At 37.0% G+C, this 21,485-nt stretch carries 18 protein-coding genes; 17 read left to right on the forward strand and 1 reads right to left on the reverse strand.

Going from position 1 to position 21,485, the window contains the following annotated elements; all coding sequences use genetic code 11:
• The first annotated feature begins 15 nt into the window (after window positions 1-15).
• The 9 genes from TTHE_RS02465 (at window position 16) to TTHE_RS02505 (ending at window position 6,743) form a co-directional block, all read left to right on the forward strand.
• Window positions 16-429, forward strand: a complete 414-nt coding sequence (locus TTHE_RS02465) for a universal stress protein (protein WP_013297027.1) — start codon at window positions 16-18, stop codon at window positions 427-429.
• Between the two features lie 133 nt (window positions 430-562).
• Entirely contained in the window at window positions 563-1,396 is an 834-nt protein-coding gene (gene cdaA / locus TTHE_RS02470; RefSeq protein WP_013297028.1) for a diadenylate cyclase CdaA, read from the forward strand.
• Window positions 1,386-2,576: a CdaR family protein gene (locus tag TTHE_RS02475; RefSeq protein ID WP_013297029.1), complete on the forward strand. Its 1,191-nt coding sequence runs from the start codon at window positions 1,386-1,388 to the stop codon at window positions 2,574-2,576. The genes cdaA and TTHE_RS02475 overlap by 11 nt, the downstream gene beginning before the upstream one ends.
• Window positions 2,577-2,645: 69 nt before the next feature.
• Window positions 2,646-3,320, forward strand: coding sequence for a P-loop NTPase family protein (locus TTHE_RS02480; protein ID WP_013297030.1), 675 nt, complete (start codon window positions 2,646-2,648; stop codon window positions 3,318-3,320).
• Window positions 3,321-3,334: 14 nt separating this feature from the next.
• The gene (locus TTHE_RS02485) at window positions 3,335-3,547 is read left to right on the forward strand and encodes a 4Fe-4S binding protein (RefSeq protein ID WP_013297031.1); all 213 of its coding nucleotides are present in this window, start codon (window positions 3,335-3,337) and stop codon (window positions 3,545-3,547) included.
• A 17-nt stretch (window positions 3,548-3,564) separates the two neighbouring features.
• On the forward strand, window positions 3,565-4,632 hold the full coding sequence (locus TTHE_RS02490) for a 3-methyl-2-oxobutanoate dehydrogenase subunit VorB (protein WP_041587416.1): 1,068 nt from the start codon (window positions 3,565-3,567) through the stop codon (window positions 4,630-4,632).
• Window positions 4,632-5,381 carry a thiamine pyrophosphate-dependent enzyme gene (locus TTHE_RS02495; protein ID WP_013297033.1) on the forward strand — a complete coding sequence of 250 codons (750 nt, stop codon included), beginning with the start codon at window positions 4,632-4,634 and terminating at the stop codon, window positions 5,379-5,381. Before TTHE_RS02490 ends, TTHE_RS02495 begins: the two co-directional genes overlap by 1 nt.
• A 1-nt stretch (window position 5,382) precedes the next feature.
• Window positions 5,383-5,934: a 2-oxoacid:acceptor oxidoreductase family protein gene (locus TTHE_RS02500; protein WP_013297034.1), complete on the forward strand. Its 552-nt coding sequence runs from the start codon at window positions 5,383-5,385 to the stop codon at window positions 5,932-5,934.
• A gap of 194 nt (window positions 5,935-6,128) precedes the next feature.
• Complete coding sequence (locus TTHE_RS02505; RefSeq protein WP_013297035.1) at window positions 6,129-6,743, forward strand: lysophospholipid acyltransferase family protein; 615 nt, start codon at window positions 6,129-6,131, stop codon at window positions 6,741-6,743.
• On the opposite strand, the gene TTHE_RS02510 is transcribed toward TTHE_RS02505, so the two are convergent.
• On the reverse strand, window positions 6,725-7,969 hold the full coding sequence (locus TTHE_RS02510) for a DNA polymerase IV (RefSeq protein WP_013297036.1): 1,245 nt from the start codon (window positions 7,967-7,969) through the stop codon (window positions 6,725-6,727). The genes TTHE_RS02505 and TTHE_RS02510 overlap by 19 nt on opposite strands.
• Before the next feature lie 183 nt (window positions 7,970-8,152).
• Here TTHE_RS02510 and glmM point away from each other — a divergent pair, with 183 nt between their 5' ends.
• From glmM to pglX, 8 genes are all read left to right on the forward strand, one after another.
• Window positions 8,153-9,496, forward strand: coding sequence for a phosphoglucosamine mutase (glmM, locus tag TTHE_RS02515; RefSeq protein ID WP_013297037.1), 1,344 nt, complete (start codon window positions 8,153-8,155; stop codon window positions 9,494-9,496).
• 315 nt (window positions 9,497-9,811) lie between these two features.
• Complete coding sequence (gene glmS, locus TTHE_RS02520; RefSeq protein ID WP_013297038.1) at window positions 9,812-11,638, forward strand: glutamine--fructose-6-phosphate transaminase (isomerizing); 1,827 nt, start codon at window positions 9,812-9,814, stop codon at window positions 11,636-11,638.
• A gap of 338 nt (window positions 11,639-11,976) precedes the next feature.
• The gene (locus tag TTHE_RS02525) at window positions 11,977-12,435 is read left to right on the forward strand and encodes a hypothetical protein (protein ID WP_013297039.1); all 459 of its coding nucleotides are present in this window, start codon (window positions 11,977-11,979) and stop codon (window positions 12,433-12,435) included.
• Between the two features lie 397 nt (window positions 12,436-12,832).
• On the forward strand, window positions 12,833-12,991 hold the full coding sequence (locus TTHE_RS14125) for a hypothetical protein (RefSeq protein ID WP_155812164.1): 159 nt from the start codon (window positions 12,833-12,835) through the stop codon (window positions 12,989-12,991).
• Window positions 12,992-13,081: 90 nt separating this feature from the next.
• A complete protein-coding gene (locus tag TTHE_RS02530) occupies window positions 13,082-13,687 on the forward strand; it encodes a DUF1819 family protein (protein WP_013297040.1) in 606 nt (201 codons plus the stop codon).
• A complete protein-coding gene (locus TTHE_RS02535) occupies window positions 13,688-14,272 on the forward strand; it encodes a DUF1788 domain-containing protein (RefSeq protein ID WP_013297041.1) in 585 nt (194 codons plus the stop codon). It begins immediately after the preceding gene.
• A gap of 21 nt (window positions 14,273-14,293) precedes the next feature.
• On the forward strand, window positions 14,294-17,854 hold the full coding sequence (brxC, locus tag TTHE_RS02540; RefSeq protein ID WP_013297042.1) for a BREX system P-loop protein BrxC: 3,561 nt from the start codon (window positions 14,294-14,296) through the stop codon (window positions 17,852-17,854).
• A 14-nt stretch (window positions 17,855-17,868) separates the two neighbouring features.
• Window positions 17,869-21,480, forward strand: a complete 3,612-nt coding sequence (gene pglX / locus TTHE_RS02545) for a BREX-1 system adenine-specific DNA-methyltransferase PglX (RefSeq protein WP_013297043.1) — start codon at window positions 17,869-17,871, stop codon at window positions 21,478-21,480.
• Window positions 21,481-21,485 lie beyond the last annotated feature (5 nt).

Below are 21,485 nucleotides of genomic sequence, written 5' to 3' on the forward strand. Positions count from 1 at the left end.
ATAGGAGGCTTGCTGATGGTTTTAAGTTACGAGCCTGGGGTAAAAAGCAGGATCATGGTTTGCGTGACGCCTCAAAAGAGTTGCCGAAGGCTTGTTGAAAGAGGAGCAGAGAGAGCGAAAGAGACAAATGGGGAATTTTGTGTTGTATATGTAAATAAAAACAATGATATATATAAAGATTTAAAAGAACACAAGATTTTAGTTGAACTCTTTGAGATGGCTCAGAAGTTGGGTGGTAGAGTATCTATATTGGTGGGAAAGAAGATATCTGATACTTTAGCCGAATTTGCGGATGAAAACGATATTACAGAGATTATAGTAGGCAAATCGTTAAGATCTGCTTTTGAAGTATTGCTTCACGGGGATGTAATAAATCCTCTTATAAAGCGTGTTGAAGAGAAAAATATAATTGTGGAAGTCATAGAATGATTGTCATTCTATGACTTTTTCCATCTATAGAATATTAAAGTTTATAGGATTTTGCGAATTATTATTGTATAATTATTATAAATAAGTACTACAATTAGATTAGTTTACAATTTTGCCTCAAGAGGTGAGCTTTTTGTTCAATGGCCTTATAGAAATAATAAAGACAATGAAAATAAATGATATTGTTGACATAGCAATAATAGCATACGTAATGTATCGACTTATCTTAGTCATAAGAAAAACGAGAGCAGAACAGTTATTTAAAGGAATTATAATACTTTTAATATTGACGAAGTTAAGTGAATGGCTGCAGCTCAGGACAGTCAATTATATTTTAAGCAATGCAATGACCGTAGGCGTGATAGCACTTTTAATAGTATTTCAGCCGGAACTGCGAAGAGCTTTGGAATCACTTGGAAGAAGTGAGTTCATAAAGAGAAATTTCTTCATCATAAACGATGATGTCCAGGATATAGCGGATGTCATAGGTGAGATATGCGATGCTGTTCAGTTTTTGTCTAGATCAAAAATAGGAGCACTTATAGTTTTAGAAAGAAATACAGGGTTAAACGAACTGATAGAAACAGGTATATCCCTTGACTCTAAGATATCTAGCGAGCTTCTAATAAATACATTTATACCAAATACTCCACTTCACGATGGTGCAGTTATAATAAGAGGCGATAGAATAATGGCTGCAGGATGTTTCTTGCCACTTACTGATAATCAGAATTTAAGCACAGAGCTTGGCACAAGACATAGGGCTGCAATAGGAGTCACAGAGATATCGGATGCTGTATCAGTCATAGTTTCCGAAGAAACTGGCACCATCTCATTAGCTCAAAATGGGAGAATCTCTAGGCATTTGGATATAAAGACATTGAAGGAAGTTCTTTTAAGTATGTTCAAAGTAAAAGAGAGCAAAGGACCCAACTGGTTTAAATGGGGGAATAAGCATGCTGAGTAAAAACATTACAATAAAGATACTTTCAGTTGTTCTAGCCTTTATATTGTGGCTTTATGTTATGGGGGAGAAAAATCCCGAAATATCATACGATGTAGGCAATATTCCTGTAAATATCGTTAATTTGAATACCCTTGATAAAAAAGGATTGACATTAATTGGGGATAAGAACTTTACAGTGACAGTTAGAATAAAGGGAAGAAGAAGCGACGTTATGAATGTAAGACCTTCTGATATACAGGTGGAAGCAGATGTAAGCAGGATAATAACTAAAGGAATAAATGTCGTGCCAGTACAGGTTAGCTCCCTGCCTAAAAATGTGACATTTGTCTCTGCAAATCCATCTGAGATAAAGCTAGATGTAGATAAAGTAGCTAGAGTGCAAATGCCTGTTCGCGTTAAGGTAAACGGCACTGTTATTGACGGATATGCAATGAAGCCAGCTATATCGACACCCGGAGAAGTTATAGTTAGTGGACCGGAAAGCAAAGTTAACTTAGTAAAAAACGTAATTGCTCAAGTAGATATGTCTAATAAGTCAAAGGATGTAAATATATCTGTTCCAGTGGAGGCTGTAGACAGCGATAACAATGAAGTCAAAGGAGTCGATTTAAATCCTAAATATATCAAAGTTGAGATAGATGTAAATAGAGCGATAAGAGTGCCTGTAACTGCTAAAATATTTGGCAAGCCAATGGACGGCTATGATGTAGCGGAAGTCAGCGTACTGCCTGAGTATGTGTACGTTACAGGAGAAGATTCTGCCTTGAATTCTATAAAAAGCATTGATACAAAGCAGATAGATATATCAGGAAAAAATGCACCGGTCACTGAAAATGTATCTTTTGACCTTCCAGATGGTATTAGCCTTGTCAAAAGCGACAGTACGGCAAAGGTGTATATCGATATTGAAAAAATAGTTACAAGCGATATTACGCTTAGCAATATCGATGTGAAGGGCGCAGGCAATAAAAACGTGACTGTTTCAAATTCCAATGTTGTAATAACCGTAACAGGTCCTGAAACTATAGTAAATTCGGCAACTCCAAGTGAATTTAGTGCGTATGTGGATGTAACAAATGCTTCACCAGGCACCCAGACATTACCAATAAATGTTACAACAGATTTAAATCTAAAAATAGTTAAAGTAAAGCCAGAGACTGTAGATGTAAATATTCAATAAAATGAATTTATTGCTTATTTCTTTTAGTGAGCAGTGGGACGAGAGTGTGTTAAATAAAGGATGATGATAATGGATTACAAGAGACTTACGATTGTTCTTGGGCATTATGGTACAGGTAAGACTGAAATAGCCATAAATTATGCAAGGTATATCAAAGAAACTGGACACGATGTAGATATTGTAGATCTCGATATAGTAAACCCTTATTTTCGTTCTAGGGAGGTGAGAAGAGAGCTTTTTGACAAATGGGGCATTAAAGTAATCGGTGCTGATGAAAAATACATGAATGCTGATATGCCAGCATTGTCTAGAGATATATATGGTGCTATTCAAGATAAAGAAAAGTATGCTGTGTTTGACGTAGGCGGAGATGATGCAGGGGCAATTGCATTTGGACAGTATCACAACATCATATCCAATAAAGATGTCGAAGTCCTATTTATCGTAAATGTCAATAGGCCTTTTACGAAAGACGCAGATTCCGTGATAAAATATATAAAACTTGTTGAAAATGCGGCAAGAATTAGTGTGACTCATCTCGTTAATAACACACATCTATCATATGACACATCTATAGAAGATGTCATAAAAGGGCAAAAGGTAGTAGAAGAGGTGTCTAGGATAACAGGGATACCCGTTAAAATGACTGCCGCAAAGAGAGATATTACCGAAAGACTCATTGAAATGGGTTATGAGGTATTCCCTATAGACCTATATATGAAAGCACCTTGGAATAAAATATGATGGAGAGGATAAAAATGAAACAAGTCATTTTTAATGAAAATTTATGTAAAAGCTGCGAACTATGCGTAGAAGCATGTCCAAAACACATAATTGAGATGGATCTAGACAGGCTAAATGTCAAAGGATATCATCCAGCCATGATAAAACCCGAAAACATAGAAAAATGTATAATCTGTGGATTCTGTGCAATCATGTGTCCTGATACAGTTATAACGGTTATAAAGTGACGAAAGGGGAAAATAAAATGGCTAAAGTATTGATGAAAGGAAATGAAGCATTAGCAGAAGCTGCTATACAGGCCGGATGCAGGCATTATTTTGGTTATCCTATAACACCTCAAAACGAAGTCACAGCATACATGGCTAAAAGGATGCCTGAAGTAGGAGGAGTATTTCTGCAGGCAGAGAGTGAAGTATCTGCCATAAACATGGTATATGGTGCCGGTGGAGCCGGTGCAAGAGTCTTAATCACATCGTCAAGTCCCGGAATAAGTCTAATGCAAGAAGGGATCTCATATATAGCCGGAGCAGAAGTACCATGCGTAATAGCCAACATAATGAGAGGCGGTCCAGGACTTGGAGGAATACAACCTTCACAATCAGACTACTTCCAAGCAACAAAAGGCGGAGGACATGGAGACTACAAACTCATCGTCTTAGCGCCATCAACAATACAAGAAATGGCGGACCTTGTACAACAAGCCTTCGACATAGCCGACAAATACAGAAACCCTGTCATGATACTAGGAGACGGTATGTTAGGCCAAATGATGGAACCTGTCGACTTTGACAGCATAAAAAAAGGAGAAAACCACATAGAAGAAAAAACATGGGCTACAACAGGCATGGGTACAAGAAAGAAAAAAAACATCATAAACTCTCTTGAACTAGATCCACAAATGTTAGAAAAACACAATATAGAACTATTTAATAAATATGAAAAAGCATCAAAAGAAGAAGTACGCTATGAAATGATAAACTGCGAAGATGCAGAAATAATACTGGTAGCATACGGTACAATTGCCCGCGTAGTAAAAAACGTAATCGAGTTAGCAAAGCGAGAAAACATAAAAGTAGGACTAATAAGGCCCATATCACTGTGGCCATTCCCAGTTGAACCATTCGAAAAAACTGTAGATCATGTCAAAGGATACCTATCAATAGAAATGAGCATGGGACAGATGGTAGAAGACGTAAAGCTGGCAGTCAATGGACGAAAACCAGTGTACTTTTACGGGAGAGCAGGAGGAATGGTACCAGAACCAGCAGCAATACTAGAAGAAATCAGGAAAAGATCAGGGGGTGCAAAATAATGGCTGTAGTATTTCAAAAAACCAAAGGCCTTACAGATGTCCCATTTCACTACTGTCCAGGTTGTACACATGGGATAGTCCACAGACTGGTAGCAGAAGTAATGGAAGAACTAGGAGTATTAGACAAAGCAATAGGCGTGGCACCTGTAGGATGTGCAGTATTTGCCTATGAATATTTCAACTGCGACATGCAAGAAGCAGCACACGGAAGAGCACCAGCCGTTGCTACCGGCATAAAGAGGGTACATCCAGATAAAGTTGTATTTACATACCAAGGAGATGGAGACCTAGCAGCAATAGGCACAGCAGAAACAGTACACGCAGCAGCAAGAGGAGAAAATATAACTGTAATATTTGTAAATAACGCCATATACGGAATGACAGGAGGACAAATGGCGCCTACATCTTTGATAGGGCAAGAAACGCTTACAACACCATATGGTAGAAAACCGGGGAACAACGGTTATCCGGTGAAAATGTGTGAAATGCTGTCGACGCTTGATGGAGCATCCTACATTGAAAGAGTATCAGTATACGATGTAAAACACATACTACAAGCAAAAAAAGCAATCAAAAATGCGTTTACAGCGCAATTGAATAAAAAAGGATTCTCCATGATAGAAGTGCTGTCAAGCTGTCCCACAAACTGGGGATTATCTCCAAACGAAGCACTTAAATGGATAAAAGACAATATGGAGCCTTACTATCCTTTAGGTGTATATAAAAACACCTTAGAGGAGGCTAAATAAAATGGATGAAAGAATAATATTTGCAGGATTTGGTGGACAAGGAATCATGTCGATGGGGCTTATTATGGCGTATGCGGGCATGATGGACGGAAAAAATGTATCATGGCTACCGTCATACGGTCCAGAGATGAGAGGTGGCACAGCCAACTGTCATGTTACAATATCTGATGAACCAGTAGGATCTCCAATAATAAATGAGGCAACGGTAGTTGTTGCAATGAATAGACCTTCTTTAGAAAGATTTGAAAAACATCTGGTAAAAGGTGGCATACTGCTTATAAATAGTTCGTTAATAGACATAGGCCCTCAAAGGAGCGACATTGAAGTATACAGGATTCCAGCAAACGATATTGCAAATCAGATGGGAAATCTCAAGATTGCCAATTCCATAATGATTGGAGCATTGATGAGTTTGAAAAACATAGTAAGCGAAGATGCTGTAATAAATGCCTTTAAAAAAGTCTTTGAAGGAAAAGAAAAACTGATACCAATAAATATACAAGCATATAATAGAGGTAAAGAGTCTATTGGCTCTCAATTTGCTGTAAAATAAAAATCTCCGCATTTGGAGGTTTTTTACTTTGCATAGAAAAGTATAGATTTTCCTTAATTTGTTACTTTCCGATAATGCGAAAAAAAAGTTACATATAATTATATTCCAAAGTGAATTTCGCTTTTATTGATTTTTTTATTTTAGATAGAGAACTTTTTTTGCTAAGTCATCTATTATAATTATGGGTGATATTAATGATATTATTGTACAATTTGATAAAGATGATTACAACGGGGCTGCTTGCTTCATTTTGTAGTTTTAGCGTAAAATTTATAGATGATATACCGAAAGGACCGTGTATATTTGTAGCCAATCATAAGAGCATTTTAGATCCTATCGCATTGATAGATGCGCTTGATAGGAGAGTTTTCTTTCTTGCCAGCAAGGATTTATATAAAATTCCAATTTTAAATTTGATGTTAAATGCACTGGGGACTATTCCGATCAAGAAAAATACTGCAGATGTTAATGCTTTAAGAAGTGCTCTTAAGCTGCTTAAAAATGGGTATTCCATAGCTGTGTTTCCTGAAGGCGGTATATCCTTGGATAAAAGTGTAAAAAAAATTTACAAAGGTGCAATGTATCTTTCGTATAAATCTGGGTCTCCTATAGTGCCTGTAGGAATAAGTGGAACTGATGTAGTGCTACCTATGGGAGAGTATCTGCCGCGCAGTGGAAGAATTTCTGTAACAGTTGGTAAAAGTATATATCCAGATTTATCGCTTAAAAAAGCTGAATCTTTAGAAAAAATGGGTAATGCGGTAATAGCTGCTTTAAATAACCTCATCAATTATCCAAATTCAAAATAGCTGTGTGGTCTTGGATCAAAATTTTTCATTCCTGATAATGGCGCCAATTGCTTGATTTTTTCACCTGTAAGTATTAATCCGCGGGAGATGCTGTCAAATCCGTACTTATCTCTAATCATGTCAATTGCGTAATTAAGTTTTTTTAAATTTTCGTATTTTGCATTTTGAAAGAGACAGAGCTGAATATTTTCATCAATTTTTACAAGATTCGATACACTGACACCCAGCATCCTTATTTTAAAATTTGTATCGTAGTTTTCTTTAAATAATTTCATGGCGGCGTTAAAAATGTCCTCTGTTAAAACGGTGTAATCAATTGTACGAGAGCGGGTTATTGACTTGAAATTATTGTCTTTCACGGTAATACTAACTGTCTTTCCCATAAAATTTTGCTTTCTCATTCGGCTTCCAACCATCTCAGAAAGAGATAAAAAGCCCCTCTTTATATCTTCTATATCTGTGTAATCTCTAGGAAGAGTAATTGTATTGCCGAATGATTTTGCAGTTATTGCATAAGGCCTAACTGGACTTAAATCGATGCCATTTGCAAAGTAATAAATATCTTTTCCTGGTTTTCCAAAGAGATTTATGAGAAACGTCATAGGTGTATTTGCAAGGTCACCAATTGTATTTATACCAAAGCTTTTTAACTTTTTGCTTCTTGCGGATCCAATCCATATGAGATTTTCAACATCTAGTGGCCATATCATATCTTTTATTTTTTCGAGAGGAAGCTCCGTTATTCCCAAGGGCTTCTTTAATTCTGATGCCATCTTTGCCACAAGTTTATTTTCCGAGATTCCAATGGAACATGGCAGATCAAGGCTATCTTTTATCCTGCTTTGTATTTTATGAGCTATTTCTATTGGAGAGCCAAATAAGTCTTCGCACCCTGTTACATCAACCCATGCCTCATCAATGGAAAATTGCTCTACTAATGGTGAAAACTCTTTTAGTATATTTATCATTTTTATTGAATATTGAATATAGCTGTCAAAGTCTGGCTTTAAAAATATTGCATCATTGCAAAGCGTACGCGCTTGCCAATTGGGCATACCTGTTTTTATACCATATTTGCGAGCTTCATATGAAGCGGTAAGGACGATGCCATGGCGTTTTGAAGGATCTCCCGCAACTACCACCGGTTTACCTTTTAAGCTTTTATCTTTTGATTGTTCACATGACGCATAAAAAGCATTCATATCAATGTGCAGAATATGACGCATAAATTGCACTCCTCAAACTTATGTTCCTAAAACCTTTGTTCGCATATTAGTATACCGTATTTCATGAAAAAATAAAAGAAACTTTTGATGGGATTCAAGGTAGAATATAGCAAATTGCATTGACTTGGTTGGTGTGATAAAATATTATCGTATGATTTTTGATTACTGAAAGGAATGGATTATATGGCAAGATTATTCGGAACGGATGGTGTGAGGGGTATTGCCAACAAGGATCTTACACCGCAGCTTGCATTTGAGCTGGGAAGAGCCGGCGCATATGTTCTAACAGAATGCTCCAGAAGGCCAAAGATTTTGATAGGACGTGATAGCCGCGTATCTGGCGATATGCTTCAGAGTGCCCTTACAGCAGGCCTTACATCAGTTGGAGCTGAAGTCATAGATGCAGGCATTATACCGACACCCGCTGTTGCATATTTAACAAGGCTTTATAAATTAGATGCAGGAGTAGTCATTTCCGCATCACATAATCCCGTGGAGTACAATGGAATAAAATTTTTTAATAAAGATGGATATAAACTTCCGGATGAAGTAGAAGACAAGATAGAAAAGATAATAAATGAGAATAGCGATTTACCAACTCCGACAGGATTAGATGTTGGAAATGTGATAGAAAGCAAAAGTGCTCAGAGGGATTACATCGAATTTTTGAAGTCCACCATAAACTGTGATTTAAAAGGTTTAAAGATAGTTTTAGATTGCGCATATGGTGCCAGCAGCACAGTCGCACCAATACTTTTTCATGAATTAGGTGCAGATGTAATACTGTACGGTTCGCATCCAAATGGAGAAAAAATAAATGTCAAATGCGGATCTACGAATCCAAAGGTATTGCAGGAGATTGTAGCTGGAACCGGTGCCGATGTAGGATTTGCCTTTGATGGAGATGCAGATAGATTAATTGCAGTTGACGAAAAAGGTAACATCGTTGATGGAGATCACATAATGGCTATGTGCGGCATACATCTTAAAAGTAGAGGCAAACTAAATAAAAATACAGTAGTTGTGACAGTGATGAGCAACATAGGTTTGGATATAGCGCTAAAGCAAAATGGCATAGATGTCGTTAAAACAAAAGTCGGCGACAGATATGTATTGGAGGAAATGGTTAGAAACGGTTACTCAATAGGTGGCGAGCAATCAGGTCATATAATATTTCTTGACCACAATACAACAGGAGATGGCGAGATTACTGCACTTAAGGTTGCTGAACTTCTTGTCTCAAGCGGCAAAAAGCTGTCAGAATTGTCAGGAGTAATGGTTTCATATCCTCAGGTTTTGATAAATGCCAAAGTCAAGAATGAATTAAAGCACAAATACATGGATGACGAAGACATAGCTAGAGAAATAAATAAATTAGAAAAAGAGATGCAAGGCGAAGGACGTGTGCTAATAAGACCGTCAGGTACAGAGCCATTAGTCAGGGTAATGGTAGAAGGGAAAGATCAAGAAAAGATTGAATCGATGGCAAAAGAATTGGCTAGCTTGATTGAAAAAAAGCTTAATTAATGATGCTTATTAATACAGGAGGTATAATTACTTCCTGATTAATATAAATTTAAATAAGCTTTTAAGTATTGACACAAATTATAAGACTTTAAATGTTGAAAGGGGGAATGCCCATGACATTTACAACTGAATAAAAGCGCCTGGGCTTAGAGGAAACTCTAAGTTGACGAGGACAGGGTTTATCGAGTTATCGGCGGATGCCCTGCGGTCTCCTGCGATCGATAAAAAACCGGGAAAACCATGGGTGACCATTGGCATAGAGCGGTTTGAGCAGGGAAAACTAAATATAAAAAATATTGAGAGGAGATTTTTACTATGTGTGGAATTGTTGGATATATTGGTGATGAACAGGCGACACCAATATTGATTGAAGGACTTAAAAAGCTTGAGTACAGGGGGTACGATTCTGCCGGTATAGCTGTCATAAACGACGGCAATATAAATATAAAAAAGGCAAAAGGCAGAATAAGTGAACTGGAAGAAGCACTTAAAAAAGACAATCTTTATGGTTCCATAGGAATAGGTCATACTAGATGGGCAACACATGGGGAACCATCTGATATAAATTCGCATCCACATTTGTCACAGTCCGGGATAATTGCCGTTGTTCATAACGGTATAATAGAAAATTATTTGCCATTAAAGAAAAGGCTGATAGAAGAAGGCTACACATTTAAATCAGAGACGGATACAGAAGTTGTTGCAAATCTTCTTGAGTACTATTACAAGGGAGATATAGTAGAGGCCGTTATGAAAGTCCTCGATAGAATAGAAGGATCTTATGCGCTTGGTGTACTTTCAAAAGACCATCCAGATATGATAGTTGCTGCAAGAAAAGATGCTCCACTTATAGTTGGCCTTGGAGATGGTGAAAACTTTATTGCATCAGACGTACCAGCCATATTGAGACACACGAGAAAAGTGTACTTCCTTGATGATAAAGAAATTGCGATAATTAAGAAAGACAGTGTCAAGATAATAGATGCATTTGGCAAAGATGTGCAGAAATCTGTATTTGAGGTAAAATGGGACGTTGAGTCGGCAGAAAAGAGCGGATATGAGCATTTCATGCTGAAAGAAATTCACGAACAACCTAATGCCATAAAAGACACATTAAGAGGTAGGATAATAAATGATGGCGAAATTGTATTAGACAAGGTGAAAATAACAAAGGATGAGATTGACAAGATTGAGAAAATATTTATTGTTGCGTGTGGAACTGCATATCATGCAGGTGTTGTCGGGAAATATGCTATAGAGAAATTTGCAAGAATACCTGTTGAAGTAGATATAGCTTCAGAATTTAGATATAGAGAACCAATTATAAACGAAAGAACATTGACAATAGTAGTAAGTCAGTCAGGTGAAACAGCAGATACGATTGCGGCACTTAAAGAGGCTAAAAAACATAATTCCCGAGTAATAGCAATCACAAACGTTGTGGGAAGCTCTATATCGAGAGAAGCAGACGATGTAATTTATACTTGGGCAGGGCCTGAGATTGCCGTTGCATCCACAAAGGCGTACACGACACAGTTAGTAGCTTTATATCTCATTGCATTAGATTTGGCATTGAAGAAGGGAACAATTGAAAAAGAATATGCAAAACAAATCTGCGATGAATTAAAGAAACTTCCTGAGAGGGCAGAACGCATATTAAATTACAAAGATGAGCTTCAAGAATTTGCATCAAATCATTTTAATACGAAAGACGTATTCTATTTGGGAAGAGGTCTTGACTACGCTGTCGCTATGGAAGGATCTTTAAAGCTTAAAGAAATATCATATATACATTCAGAAGCATACGCAGCAGGTGAATTAAAACATGGAACATTAGCATTGATCGAAAATGGCACATTAGTCATTGCACTGGCAACACAGGAACACCTTTTTGAGAAGATGCTTAGCAATATAAGAGAAGTAACAACAAGAGGCGGCTACGTACTTGCGTTCGCAATGGAAGGAAATAAGCAATTAGAAGGAATCGTCGAGAAAGTCATATATTTACCGAAGACGATGGAAGAAGTGGCTCCAATAATCACAGTAATACCGCTGCAGCTTTTAGCGTACTACATGGCAGTTGAAAAAGGATGCGATGTTGATAAACCTCGTAACCTTGCAAAAAGCGTAACCGTAGAATGACACATGGGAACGGTTCTGTTGTTTCTATATAACTAAAATAAACTCCACTCCATAATAATAAAGTTGACTCTATAAAAATAAAGTTCATTGCATAATCCCGTAGCAGATGCAGGATAACTCCTGATTTGCTGCGGGGTTTGCTTTTTGGGAGGGTAGACAGGGATAAGGTGTAAGGGTTAAGGGATTAAATTTATTATTAGAATTTTGATTGATGGCGAATTAAAATTAAACCAATGAATTTTTATCAAACCACTTGACATCAGTTTAGCACTGTTGTAAAATGGATGTAGAATAAACCACTGAATTCAAAATATCATTTATGAATGGAGGAGTTGTGTATGTTTAATGAAAACATTGAGTTTTATGCTACTCTTGCGAGACCGAAAGCAGGTGTAAGGTTTGATGCTGGAAATGAGTTTGCTAATGATTTGGAAGATGCGGTGAGGGAAGCAAATGATGAGTGGAGTGGTGACCGAATGTTTGAGATAATTGAGTATAATGGAATATCTGTAAAGATGGCGTATCGAGCATTAGACCCAATCCGTGGGGAGAGGACATTGACAAGATATCTTCAAAAGATATCGCAAATATTGGCATATGACAAACAATGGAATGAAAAAGCAACGAGAAAGAAGGGAACGATTTTTACTGTACAGATTATTAGCAGCCCTAATCAGAAAGATATTAAGACTGGTACAAAAAGTGAAGATATACTTGACGAGGAACCGACAACAAAAGAACTTTTAAAGCAGATATTGGAGGTTCTCACAGATATAAAAGAAGAGATTAAAAAGTAATATCTTAGAAATACTTGGGCTTCTGTTGTTGTCTATGTTTTATAATGTCTGATGAATGAAAATAAGGTTTAAAAAATTAAAAAATCGCTGGTGATTCCCCGTGAGGTGTTTACAGGAGTAATCATGTGAACCTTCACGGTTTTTTACATCCTTAGAATACCTGCAGATATAATTAACCTTATCCTAATTCAACAGCAGAACTTTATCATGAGTACATGCCATAAAATAAGGTAGTTTGAAAATAATAAATTATTTATGTAAATGAAACCAATTATAATGGAAAAGGTACTTATGAAAATAGAATTTAATGTATAATGGTAATAGAATACGATTAAGAAATGATAGAACATTATGTGGAAAAGTATTACCATATTTTAATTTGGGGAGGAAAAATAAAATGGATAATGGGATAATGAATAAATGCTGCTGTGGCAGCAAATCTCAATCAACATATAAAATAGAAAATGACAATACATGTCCTGTGTGTAAAACATCAGGAATCAAAGTAAAAAATATTACGGTAAAGCATAATTATAGTACACTTTGCAGGTTATAGGCATATTACAATTTTACCATTTAATCTGTACAAAATTTATTTTAATGATATAATGATAGTATAAAAAGTGGACCAGAAAGAAGGAAAAGTATGGCTGATGAGTTAGAATATAAATCCACAATTAAATCAAGACCGTTTCTTTTCAGGGAAACAAAAAAGGCTGCAGAACTTATAAATAAAGGGCTTAAGGAATTTGAGATAAAAAATAAAGCGAAAAACGATAACATATTTCAGGTGAATACAGAAACAAGAAGAAGTGAAATTGCGTCAACTGTGATGCGAAGGTTAAAGGCACTCGATGATTTTTTGATTGATAAATTGGCAAATGGAGAAATCGATACGAGTAAACAAATAGTTGTCTATGCCATTATGAAAACAGACCGATTGTTCTTTGAATTTATGTATGAGGTGTTTAGAGAGAAGATACTGCTTCGGGATTTTACCTTGCAGGACAAGGATTTTAATATATTTTTTGACAGAAAAAAGGAACAAAGTGAAAGGGTGGCCTCATGGGATGATTATACCTTCTATAAGTTAAAGCAGGTATATATTCGCATCTTGTTTGAGGCTGGTTTTATAAAAAATCAAAAAAATGATAGAGAGATTACCAGGCCAATTGTTGAAGAGGATGTAGCATATCATCTTAAAGAAATTGGAGATACAAAATACCTTAATGCACTGACAGGGGAGATGTAAATGAAAACCATTTATGACAGGTTAGATGAAATAATGCAGCGTATAACGAAAGAGTCTTTCAGGGAAAATACAGGTCTCGGAAATGAAGTCGGGTATTACATATTCGATTATGAACCCAAATATGAAATGCTTGTTAGAGATTACGTGCAGTTTCTCAAACAAAAAATCAATGGGGGAAACTACGGCTTTACTATAAAAGAATTTGACCTGTATGAAATAATGCTGGAACTTCTTGAGACAAAAGGTTATCTTGAGAAGAACTTTAAGATGGAGCAGGATAAGGGAAGTGAGTTTGTATTTAACGCTACGAAAAAGGCATTAAGGCTTACAGAGAAGAACGACCTTATTATCCAGTATATCAGGGATAGGGTCAAAAAAGGCGACGTAGTATTTATCACTGGCGTGGGAAAGGTATGGCCGATTATCCGCTCGCATACGGTGCTAAATAATCTTCATCAGGTTTTGGATGAAGTTCCAGTAGTTATGTTCTTTCCAGGAGTATACGACGGACTTGAACTGGTGCTGTTTGAAGAAATAAAAGACGACAATTACTATAGAGCCTTCAAACTTGTAGAAAGATATTGATTTGTCAAGGGGGATGTACATATGCGTATAAAAGAAATGTTTTATAAACCAATAGACAGGGATATCAAGGGAGTTATTAAGGTTGGCCAGGGCGATGACAGCAATGTATACCAGGAGCTTGAAGAATATGTCGTCACAAGGGAACTGGCAAAGCACTTTAACGATTTTTTTGAAGCATATAAAAAGAGTATTGTAGGTACTACCGACAAAATGGGGGTATGGATTTCTGGATTTTTTGGAAGCGGTAAATCCCACTTTCTCAAAATACTCTCTTATCTCCTTGAAAACAAAGAAGTCAATGGAAAGAAGGCAATTGAATACTTCAAAGACAAAATCCAGGACAGTATGGTTCTGGCCGATATGAAATTGGCAGGGGATACGTCTGCCGATGTGATTCTCTTTAACATCGATTCCAAGAGCGATTCTGACTCTAAGGCCAACAAGGATGCCATTGTCAAAGTGTTCAATAAGGTATTTAACGAAATGCAGGGTTTTTGCGGTTCCATGCCGTGGATAGCAGACTTAGAGCGACAAATGGTAATGGATGGCGTTTATGAGGATTTTAAAAAAACATTCAAAGAAATATCGGGAAGAGAGTGGCAAGATGCAAGGGAAGATTTTTACTATGAGGAAGATGCCATTGTTGAAGCCCTTTCAAAGAGTACCAAAATGAGTATCGAGGCAGCGCGGAACTGGTATGCGAAAGCCGAGGAAAATTATACATTAAGCGTTGAGAAGTTTGCCAGAAGGGTAAGGGAGTATATTGAAAGGAAAGGAAAAAACCATCATGTTATTTTCCTGGTAGACGAAATCGGACAATATATCGGAGATAACTCCCAGTTGATGCTCAATCTCCAAACCGTTGTTGAGGATCTGGGAACGGAATGCGGCGGCAAGGCCTGGGTCATTGTGACAAGCCAGCAGGATATTGACTCTGTTACAAAAGTAAAAGGCAATGACTTTTCAAAGATACAGGGTAGGTTTAATACTCGTTTAAGCCTTTCCAGCGCCAATGTTGATGAGGTAATCAGAAAAAGGATACTTCTTAAAAACGATGTGGCGAAGGATACATTAAAACTCCTTTATGAGAATAAAAATGCCATACTTAAAAACCTTATTACCTTTTCAGCAGACACTCCAGAGAAAAAGATATATAAAGACAGTGAGGATTTTGTAGAGTGCTATCCATTTATACCATATCAGTTTAATCTATTGCAGCAAGTATTGACTTCTATTAGGATACATGGTGCGTCAGGCAAGCATCTGGCAGAAGGTGAGCGTTCTATGATTAGTTCCTTCCAGGAATCTGCTATCAAATATATGAACCATGAAGAAGGAGCCCTCATACCCTTTTCAGCCTTTTATGACACCATTGAAGCCTTCCTTGATTCTAATATAAGGACGGTTATTATCCATGCTCAGGAGAACGGAAATCTGAATGACTTTGATGTAGAACTTTTGAAAGTTCTTTTTATGATTAAATATGTTAAGGAAATACCTGCAAATATAGAAAATCTGGCTACCCTTATGGTAAGCCATATTGACGAAGATAAGATAGACCTTAAAAAGAAAATAGAGGATTCTCTAAAGAGACTGATAAAGGAAACACTTGTTCAAAAAAACGGGGACCAATATATCTTTCTTACCCATGAGGAACAGGATATCAACAGAGAGATAAAGAATATCAGTGTAGATTTGGGAGAGGTTATACAGAAAGTATCTGAAATCATCTTTGAAGAAATCTATATCGATAAAAAGTATAAATATTCCTCAAGATACAACTTTAGTTTTAACCAGGTTGTAGACGATAGATTCTTCAGGGGCAATCAAGGAAATGACATAGGCCTTAAAATTATTACCCCCTATTATGATACGGGAGTAGAACTTACAGATAATGAACTTAAACTAATGTCTGCAAGGGAAAACAACTTAATTGTTAAACTTCCCAATGATACTGCTTTTCTCGACGAAATGGAGGAAGTATTGAAAATTGAAACCTTCCTGCGTAGAAAGGGAGGCACTTCCCTTACTCAGAAAATTGAAGAAATCAAGGATAGAAAAAGAAGGGAACTGGTAGAACGTAAGGAGAGGGTAAAATTTCTTCTGATCGAAGCCATCAGGAATGCGGATATGTATGCCAATTCCCAGAGGCTTGAAATTAAGGAAAAGCATCCTGTTGATAGGATAAATGACGGCTTTAAGGTGCTTATCGAAGGGATTTATACGAAACTTGGCTATATTACCTACTTTACCACCACTAAGGACTTGTACGATATATTTGCCGATAATGAACAGATTGCATTAAATGGTGTGGAATCCCCAAATAAACTTGCCCTTGATGAAATGGCAGGCTATATAGAAAGAAATACTACAAGAAGTATACCTGTGACCATGAAAACAATCCTTGGCATATATGGAAAAGCCCCTTATGGATGGCTTGAGGAGGATATTGAATGGCTGGTTGCCAAACTATTTAAGGCACAGGAAGTGAAACTGCAATTAAACAGCCAGTACCTCGATGTTCAGGACAGGGAGATTGTCAAATACCTGACTAAGAGGGATTATGCCGACAGGCTCCTTATTGAAAAAAGGATAAAGGTACCTGCACACCAGATTAACAATGCCAGAGAACTGTGCAAGGAACTGTTCAATATTACTGCTGTCCCTTCTGATGAGGACGGACTCATGAAGAGGTTCAAAGACCTGGCAAGGGATGAAATAGCAAAAATAAATGAATTGCTAGTGTACTACAAACAGTCCAAATACCCTGGACAGGATATTTTACAGGAAGGTAAGGAAGCTTTGGAGAAGATTTGTAAAATCCATGATGCCAGGGAGTTTTACGATGAACTTCAAAGAGAGAAAGATGTACTGCTGGACTATGCCGATGATTCCATAGATGTTAAGAAGTTTTTTGGCAGCAACCAGAAGGAGTTCTTTGATAAGGCTGTCCACAAGATAAATGTGTACAACAGCAACAAGACCTATGTATTGGACAAGGAAGTCATAGACCTTATTGAACAGATGAAAAAGATTGTAGAAAGCAAGGAGCCGTATTCCGATATCCATAAACTGCCCAGCCTTATAGATAAATTTGTAGCCAGGTTTACAGAACTTCTGGAAGAGGAATGCAAGCCTGTAAGGCAGGTAATAGAGAGTGATTATAACAAGGTTCTTGAGGAATTGAACAAGTACGAATTCAAATCTGAACTTTTTGACAGGTTCAAAGGTAGATTTGATGATCTTTTAAGCAGGCTGGACCACGCCAATAACTTCTACGAAGCCATAGCAATGAAAGAGGAAAGCGACAGGCTCAAGTTAAGGTGCTTTGATGAAATTGCTGCGGAAATCGCAAAAAGGAAGCCTGTCGAACCTCAAATAACACATGAAGAACCAGGTAAGCCAACAGTTGTAAAAGATCCGCCAAAGCAGTATAAGAAAACAGTAAATATCAGTATTGCCAATATCCTGCATGGAGCAAAAAGCATTGAAAGTGAATCGGACATAGAGGATGTTGTAAATGAAATAAGGAACAGGTTAAAAAGCGAGTTAAAAGATGGCGTCATTATTAAACTTGTATAAATGGAGGCAGTGACATGGATAAAACAGCAATAAAAAACTTTGCAGTATGGGCCAGAAAAAAACTTATTGAAGATATAAAGCAGAAGGCTTATGAGATAGGAATAACCGAGAAGGAGATTAAAGAACCTGAAATTACCACATCCGACACAATGATAATTGGAGACAGAACTTTAAACAAGGCGGAAATGGAACAAAGAAAGAGCCTTGTGTCGAGGATAAAGGGAAAGGGATTTAACAATGTGATAGAGGAGGTGGCATACACCTGGTTTAACAGAATTTTAGCCTTGCGTTTCATGGAAGTAAATGGGTACCTACCTACAGGGGTAAGGGTACTGTCGTCGATTGAGCCAGGCAAAAAAGAACCTGATATTATTAAGGAAGCCCTTAATACTGACCTTGATTTGGATAGGGAACTGGTGTACAGGTTGCAGGATGCCAATGATACGGAAGGCTTATATAGGTATCTCCTTGTTAAGCAGTGTAATGCCTTAAATGAAATCCTTCCAGGACTTTTTGAAGAGATAGAGGATTATACAGAAATCCTGTTGCCTTCAAACCTGCTTGCTGAAGGTTCGGTCATAAGGCAACTGGTAGATAATATATCCGAGGAGGATTTCAAAGACCAGGTGGAAATCATCGGCTGGATGTATCAGTACTATATATCCGAAAAAAAGGATGAAGTATTCGAAGGGCTGAAGAAGAATATAAAGATAACCAAGGAGAATATTCCTGCGGCTACCCAGTTGTTTACTCCTGATTGGATTGTCAGATATATGGTGGAAAACTCTCTGGGGAGGTTATGGCTTGAAGGACATCCAAATGAAGAGTTAAAGAGTAAATGGAAGTATTACCTTGAGGAAGCGGAGCAGGAACCAGAAGTACAGAAACAGTTGGAGGAAATGAGGGCTAAAAGCAAGGATATAAGGCCAGAGGACATCAAGGTGCTGGACCCTGCTATGGGTAGCGGGCACATTTTGGTGTATGCTTTTGACGTGCTTTACGATATTTACAAGAGTGCAGGGTACTCTGAAAGGGATATTCCAAGGCTTATTCTTGAAAACAATCTATACGGATTGGATATAGACGACAGGGCGGCTCAGCTTGCCTATTTTGCAGTCATGATGAAGGCGAGGAGCAAGAGCAGAAGGATATTCAGGGAGAAGGTAAACCTTAATATATGTGCTATACAGGAAAGCAACGGTTTTCCCAGAGAGGCCATAGATTACTTTGTGAACCATGATGAAACAGAGATTGAGAAGCAGAAACTCAGGGGGGATGTGGAGTACCTTATAAATGTATTTAATGATGCTAAGGAGTATGGGTCCATACTTGAGGTAAAGCCTATTGATTTTGAGGCTATTGAGAAAAGGATAGAGGAAATAAGGAATGGAGGAACAGGGAATTTATTTGAGTATCAGTATAGGAATATAATCCTTGAGAAGATTCCAGCATTGGTTAAGCAGGCAAGGATTATGAGCCAGAAGTATGATGTTGTAGTGACTAATCCGCCGTATATGGGTTATAGTGGAATGAATATTAATGTTATTAATTATATAATAGAAAAATATCCAAAATCTAAAACAGATTTATATTCAGTTTTTATAGAGCAATGTTCTAAATTAGTTAAAAATGATTGTTTTTTTGCTATGATTACTATGCATTCTTGGATGTTTATAAAATCGTTTATCGAATTTAGAGAATATATGCTAAATTACAAGTTAACTAATATGGTTCATTTAGGAGAAAGAGCATTTGAAGAATTAAGTGGAGAGGTTGTAAAAACAGTAGCATTTGTTTATAGAAAAAGAAAATGTCTACAATATAAGCCAGTATATATTAGGTTAGTTGAATATAATTCTTGTGAAGAAAAAGAAAAGGAGTTTTTTAACATCAATAATTATTATGTTAAACAATCATTACAGAAAATTAAAGAATTACCAGGAGTGCAATATGTATATAGAATGACTGATAAATTGATAAAGAATTATAACGGTAAATTGATTGAAGAAGTAACGGATTATAATGGTGCTCAAAATAAAACAGGTAATAATGATAAATATATTAGGTTTAAATGGGAAATCGATGATACTAAGTTTAAAAAAGACTGGTACGGTATAACTAAAGGTGGCAAATTTAGAAGGTGGTATGGAAATTTAGAATCAGTTATTGATTGGTCAGTTGATGCAAGGAACTTTTATAAAAACAATAAAACTTCATGTATTATGAATGAAGATTATTTGTTTAGGGAAGGGATATGTTGGACTAAATCAGCATTTGGTAACAAGCCGAGTTTTAGATATTTGAATAATCAAGTACTTTATGAAACTGCTGCACCAACTATACATGTAAAAAATTCAGAAAATTTCAAGTATATACTTGGACTATTAAATTCTTCTGTAGGGAATGTTTATATAATGTATAGAAATGAATCTAATTCATATCAACTTATTGATATAATAAAAATACCTTTTATACAGCCAAAAGATAGATTAACAAAAAATAGAGTTATTAGATTGGTTGATGTCTGTATAGAGTTATCCAAAACCGACTGGGACTCCTTCGAAACTTCATGGGACTTCAAAAAGCATCCTTTGCTTGTCCACAAAGGCAATAGCAACATCATAGAAGAAGCCTTCAACAACTGGGCGGTTTTTGCTGAAAAGCAGTTTTATAAGCTGAAAGCCAACGAAGAGGAACTAAACCGCATATTTATTGAAATATACGGTTTGCAGGATGAACTCACACCAGAAGTTGAGGACAAGGATATAACTATACGAAAAGCCGACAGGGTAAGGGACATCAAGTCCTTTATCTCCTACGCCGTTGGCTGTATGTTTGGAAGGTACTCTATTGATGCAGAAGGCCTTATTTATGCTGGCGGAGACTTCAAAGATAAGTGGAAGTGTGAGGACGGGCAGTGGAAAGTAAGAAAGATAATAAAAGATGAGGAAGGCAAAGTAATCGAGGATAAATGGGTAGATGCTACTTTTATGCCTGATATGGATAATGTTCTACCAATTACCGATGATGAATATTTTGAGGATGACATCGTCAGCAGGTTTATTGAGTTTCTCAAGGTAACATTTGGCGAGGATACTCTGGAAGAAAACCTGAACTACATTGCTGATACACTAGGAAGAAAGTCCTCTGAGACTGCAAGGCAGGCTATAAGAAGATACTTTCTCAAGGATTTTTACAAGGACCATGTGCAGGTATACCAGAAAAAGCCTATCTATTGGCTTTTTGATTCTGGTAAGCAGGATGGCTTCAAAGCACTCATCTATATGCATCGATATGACGAACTTACGGTAGCAAGGGTAAGGACCGATTACCTGCATAAACTGCAGAAATCCTATGAAGCAGAGATTAAGAGGTTGGATATTGTCATTGACTCCAATGCCTCCCAGAGGGAAAAGGCCAATGCAAGGAAGAAAAAGGAAAAGATACTAAAGCAGATAGATGAATGCCTGCAGTATGACCAGGTAATCGCCCATGTTGCAAACCAGAGGATAATGATAGACTTAGATGACGGGGTAAGTGTAAACTATGCTAAGTTCCAAGGGATTGAGATACCTCAGGGCGAAGGCAGGAGGCCATTGAAGGCGGACTTGCTGGCGAAAATATAGAGAAA

This window comes from Thermoanaerobacterium thermosaccharolyticum DSM 571 (genome assembly GCF_000145615.1).
GTDB classification, from domain to species: Bacteria; Bacillota; Thermoanaerobacteria; order Thermoanaerobacterales; family Thermoanaerobacteraceae; genus Thermoanaerobacterium; species Thermoanaerobacterium thermosaccharolyticum.